Annotated in this window: 3 protein-coding genes; 2 read left to right on the top strand and 1 reads right to left on the bottom strand. The window is 70.7% G+C overall.

The window, feature by feature from the left end; genetic code table 11:
* Positions 1-121: 121 nt before the first annotated feature.
* Both FJV41_RS47775 and FJV41_RS47780 read left to right on the top strand, forming a co-directional pair.
* Positions 122-2,242 carry a HEAT repeat domain-containing protein gene (locus FJV41_RS47775; protein WP_141649293.1) on the top strand — a complete coding sequence of 707 codons (2,121 nt, stop codon included), beginning with the start codon at positions 122-124 and terminating at the stop codon, positions 2,240-2,242.
* On the top strand, positions 2,242-4,512 hold the full coding sequence (locus tag FJV41_RS47780) for a cyclic nucleotide-binding domain-containing protein (RefSeq protein WP_141649294.1): 2,271 nt from the start codon (positions 2,242-2,244) through the stop codon (positions 4,510-4,512). The genes FJV41_RS47775 and FJV41_RS47780 overlap by 1 nt, the downstream gene beginning before the upstream one ends.
* Before the next feature lie 12 nt (positions 4,513-4,524).
* On the opposite strand, the gene FJV41_RS47785 is transcribed toward FJV41_RS47780, so the two are convergent.
* Positions 4,525-5,292 carry a GspE/PulE/PilB domain-containing protein gene (locus FJV41_RS47785; protein ID WP_497812675.1) on the bottom strand — a complete coding sequence of 256 codons (768 nt, stop codon included), beginning with the start codon at positions 5,290-5,292 and terminating at the stop codon, positions 4,525-4,527.
* Positions 5,293-5,359 lie beyond the last annotated feature (67 nt).

Here is a 5,359-nt window from a genome sequence, read left to right on the forward strand (position 1 = left end):
CATCTTCGAAGGGGCCTCGCCGGCCTTACTGACGCACCACACAGCACAGCGGATTGGGCGGCAGGGGGGTCGTTGATATAACCCCCTGCGACTTTTCCACCGTTCGCCTTACCGGAGACCGATGCGAACCGGCACCCGCCCCTTCCTCCTCATGCTGGTCCTGGTCCTCGGTTGCAATGGCAGCCGAGACCAGCTCCTCGCGGATCTCCAGAGTCCACGTCCGGAGGTCCGCGCCCTGGCGGTGAAGAAGCTCGCCGGGCAAGGCAATCCGGACGACCTCGTCCTCTTCACTCGGGCGGCCAAGGACCTGGCCGCCATTGTCCGCGCAGAGGCGGCCGTCGCGCTGGGGGAGAGTCAGGACCCCCGCGTGGTGGACCTGCTCGGCGAACTCCTGGAGGACTCCGACGAGGAGGTCCAGGGCCGCGCCGCCATGGCGCTCTCCAAGGTCAAGAACGACAAGGCCAAGGCCTACCTCACGCTCCAGTACGGGCGCCGAGGCCGCGCCACCCGTCAGGTCATCGTCCAGGCCCTGAAGAACGCGAACGTCCCAGGCGCCATGGCGGAAGTCGTCGCCGCCGAGGCCAAGGGACAGTGGGATCGCAATCTCCTGACGCTCACCGAGGGCGCGCTGCCCGAGCGGGTCGGCGCCGCCGAGGAGCTTGGCAAGAGCGGTCGCCCGGAGGCCGTGAATCGCCTGTTGCCGCTGGTTCGAGACAGTCAGGTCATCCTCGCCGCCGCCGCCGTGCGGGGCCTGGGAGACGCCGGTGACAAGCGGGCCGTGGGTGCCATCGCCCTGCTGCTGGACGAGAGCTTCCCCGAGCTGCGCGAGTCCGCGATCATCGCGCTGATGAAGTTGCAGGACCCGGCCGCCGCGCCCCGCCTGCAGGCCGTGGCGGTGGAGAAGAGCGCCGTGAGTCCCATGGCCATCGACGCCATCCTGTCCTTCCCTCGCACGCCCGAAGCGGACACCGCGCTGTGCGCCGTCGCCCTCGATGGCGCGCCAGCCGAGGCGCTCGCCGCCGGTCGGGCAATGCGCTCGCGGGGCGGCTGCCCGATGGACCCCATTGGCGAGCGACTGTCGCGTCCCGCCACCGCCGCCAGCGGGCTGCAAGCCGTCCTCGGGTTGGGGCCCGCGGCCCTGCCGCTGCTTCCCAAGGTGGCGCCGTGGCTCAACCAGAACGACGCGGTGCTGCGCCTGCTCGCGGTGGAGGCCGTCACCGCCGTGGGCGACGCCTCCGTCGTGCCCCAGCTCCAGAAGCTCTATGAGCAGGAGGTGAAGGGCCTGGAGGCCCTGCGCACTGACTGGGTCGCGCAGAAGCTGCCGGAGAACTACTCGAGCGCGTTCGACCCCTCGGCGCCGTCCTCCCCGCACGTCCCCGGTGCGGCGCCGGATGAGCGTGCGGCCCGTCACGCTTCGCTTTTCGAGCGCGTCAAGGCGCTCAATGCCCAGCGGGCTCGCGACTCGGGTCGTCCGGTGGTCAAGCCTCGCGTGCCCACCGAGCTGTTCGATGACGTGGAGGCGGAGCGTCTCGTCCCTCTGGCGACGCTGCTGCGTGCGCTGGGCTCGCTCCGTGCACCGGGCGCGCTGGAACTGCTCAAGGGCTACAGCCAGGACTCGAGCATCCCCCTGCGTACCGCCGCGCTGGTGGGCCTGACGCACCTGGGCCCCGAGGGCGTGGCGGTGGCGCGTGATGGACTCCTGGAGCCCGAGCGGGATCTCCAGAAGGCGCTCGCGCAGGCCCTCGCGGAGGCTGGCGACGCCGGTCCGGCGGCGTTGATGGAGCTGCTCCCGAAGATGGGTGGAGAGAAGCTGCTGGTGTTGGATGCGCTGACGCGGGGATCGGGCGTGCCCGCCTCGGCGTCGGCGGTGCTCCAGACGGTCGTGAAGGAAGGCGGCCCGGAGGCCGCGCTCGCGGCGGGGCTGCTCGGTCGCATCCAGGCGAAGGATGCCGTGCCCACGCTCATCAAGGCGCTGGACGAGACGAACAGCGTCGCGCGGCGGGATGTGTTGCTGGCGCTCGGGACGCTGGGTGATTCGCAGGCGGCCGACGCGGTGTCGCGAGACCTGTTCCACGACCTTCCGGAGATTCGCGCGGCGGCGGCGACGGCGCTCAAGCGCATGGGCGCGACGAACCAGTCGGAGTCGCTGGATGCGCTCAAGAGCGACTACTTCCGCACCGTGCGCGACGCGGCGGGGGCGGCGCTGGCGAAGGGCGGCACCGCTGCCGAGGGAGCCAGGTGATGGAGGCGCGCAAGCTCAAGGACAGGGCCGCTGAAGCCTTTACCAAGGGCCGCTTCTCCAAAGCCGCGGAGCTGTACGAGGACTTCTGCAAGCTCGACCCGAAGGACCACCAGTCGCGCCTGCGTACGGGGGATGCGTGGGCCAAGGCAGGTGAGCGCGAGCGCGCCATCTCCGCCTATCAGGCCGCCGCCGAGGGCTTCGCGAAGGAGGGCTTCCTCCCGCGAGCCATCGCCGCGAGCAAGCTCATCCTAGAACTGGACCCCAGCCATCAGGGCGTCCAGCAGATGCTGGCGAACCTCTACGCGCGCCGGGGAACTCCCGCGGGTGCCCGGGCCCGTGGGCCCATGACGAGCGCGCTCTCCGCGCCGCCACCGCCCGAGCGTCCCGTGGCGGCGGTGCCCACTCCGCCGCGCGCCGGGACACCGGCTGTGCTGGAAGCAGGGGAGGGTTCCGTCAACCTCTCCGCTGAACTCCCCGCCGAGCTGGCGCTGTCCGTGGAGGACGCGCCCACCCCAGGCTCCACCGACACGTCGGACGAGGTTGTTCACTCGGTGCGCATGGGCCTCTCGCATCCGGATGCGGAGGCTTCCGTCGCGGCGGCCTCTCCAGGCGAGGACCACGAGGGCATCGACATCGCGCTGGGCGAGCCCGAGTCGTCTCCCGCCGTGTCCGCCGTCACCCACGCGAATGCTCGGGGCGCGTCAGAGACGCCCTCCGTGGCGAGTGTCAGCGCGATTTCCGCCGGCGTAGCCGACACCCACGCGAATCCCCGGAGCGTGTCAGACGCGTCCATTAACGCGAGTGTCGGGACGATTCCCGCCGGGGACGTTGTTACCAGCGCGCATGCGCGGGGCGAGGCAGCGTCGGCGCCTCCCTCCGTGTCCGCCGAGAATTCCATCGCCAGCGCGCAGGAGAACAACGGCACTTCGCTGCCTCCCGGTCTGGCACCGCGCGCCACGCAGCGAGTGCGTCCGCCCGTGCCGGAGACGCCCGTCGCTGCCAGCACGGACGCCCTGACGTCGGGCCCTCGCTCGCCCGTGAGTGGCAAGTGGAAGGCGCTCTCTTCGCCCATCGGAGAAGCGGGGTCGACGGATTCCAACTCGATGCCTCGGACGCCGACGGTCATCGACCCGCCCTCCGCGCCTCCCGGGTTGCGCCCTCGTCGCGCGGAGGCCACGCCTCACGCGGGTGCCACGGCGGTGCCCTTCCGAGAGGTGTCGCGGGAGCTTGGCGCGTCGCTGCGCGCGGTACCGCCCAGCCCGTCGTCCTTCACCGAACTGGAGATGGAGGCGGACTCCCTGCTGCACGCCGTGGAACTGGCGGCACAGGCGGGGCTGCACCAGCGCGCCGAGGAAGTTGGCGATGGAGAGGAAGAGGTCTTCAGCCTCACCGAGGAAGTCCTCACCGACGCGCCCTCACTGGACGCGCTCCCCACCATCCCCCTGTTCTCGGACCTTCCGCGCGACGCCTTCATCGAGCTGTTCGAGCGCTGCCCTCTGCGCCGCTTCAGCCTGGGCGAGCGCATCCTCGACCAGGGCAGCCACGGCGACGCCTTCTACGTCATCTGTGAAGGCCAGGTGCGCGTCTTCCGGACGGAGTCAGGTCGCCGCGTGGACCTGGCCGCGCTGGAGGGCGGAGCCTTCTTCGGGGAGATGGCCATCCTGTCCGGCGCCCCTCGCACCGCGTCCGTCGAGGCTGGCACCGAAGACACACAGTTGCTCGAGATCTCCGCGCCCGTGCTCGCCTCGCTCTCGCGGAGCCATCCCCAGGTGGCGGCGGCCCTGAAGAAGTTCGTGCGGCAGCGCCTGCTCACCAACGTGATGAACACCTCGGCGCTGTTCCGTCCCTTCAACCGGAAGGACCGTCGCACGCTGGTGGAACGTTTCCGGGCCCGCGACATCGAGCGCGGCGAGGTCGTCATCCGGGACGGCGACCGGACCGATGGTCTCTACGTCCTGCTCTCCGGCGAGGTGGAGGTGCACAAGGACGGGCACCTGCTGACGCGACTGAAGGAGGGGGACCTGTTCGGAGAAATCTCCCTCCTCCAGAAGACGCCCGCCACGGCCACCGTGACGGCCGCGCGGCACACCACGCTGCTGCGGCTGCCGCGCGAGGACTTCGACGCGCTCATCTCCAGCCACCCCCAGATCCTCGTGCTCATCTCCGAGCTGAGCGACGAGCGCCTGCGCCGCACCGAGCAAGTCCTGGGGACGAACCTCTCCGGCACCTTGAGCTCGCTGGATGGCGAAGAGGAACTCATCCTGGTTTGAGGCGCGCGGGCTTCAGCGCACCTTGGCCAGGTAGTCGTCGCGGGTGACCAGCCCCCGCGTCTCCAGCAGCTCCAGCATGGCCCTCAACGAGCGCGCCTGCTGAGCGACCATGCGCTCCAGGTCCGCGACCTGCTGCGTGAGGATATCCACGCGCTGCGTGAGTTCGCTCTCCCGCACGGGCGCCGGTGTCTGACTGGCCGTCGAGCGCGACGCGCCCGCCATCTCCATCGGCTCCGAGGGCGGCGCCAGCTCGAAGGTCTGCTCGTCGAGATTGAACGACAGCGGCGACGCCGTCGCGGAGGTGATTTCCCCGTGGTAGTGGCGGCGGATGGCGCGCTCGATGGACGACGCGGCGGCCACCACCACCTGGATGCGCTGGCCCGTGTGGAAGGCCAGCTCCTGGAGGGACTCCACGTTCGTCGGGTCCGAGGTGGCCACTGTCAGCAGCTTGTTGGCGGGGTCTGCCGCGGTCGGGAAGACGGTGTAGCGCTCGGCGATATCCGCGCGCAGCGCCTGGAGGGCCACGGACGAGGGCGCCAGGCCATCCAGCTCCACCGTTGGAATGGAGAGCTGGCGCGAGAGCGCGTGGACCATGGAGCTCTCGTCCACGAAGCGCATCTGCACCAGCGTCAGGCCCAGCCGTCCGCCCCACTTGCGCTGCTCGGCGAGCGCGGAGCGCAGCTGGGTCTCCGTCAGGAGGCCGGCGTCCATGAGGATTTCCCCGAGCCGGCGCTTGCGGCCAGGGGGCGAAGGCGGGGGTGCCACGGAAGAAGGATTCACCCCCCCAGCATACCAGTGGCCGGGGACGTCCGGCCCCCGAGGAGCCTGCCGAGGGGTGGGGAAGGGG

Origin of the sequence: Myxococcus llanfairpwllgwyngyllgogerychwyrndrobwllllantysiliogogogochensis (genome assembly GCF_006636215.1) — a bacterium.
GTDB classification, from domain to species: Bacteria; Myxococcota; Myxococcia; order Myxococcales; family Myxococcaceae; genus Myxococcus; species Myxococcus llanfairpwllgwyngyllgogerychwyrndrobwllllantysiliogogogochensis.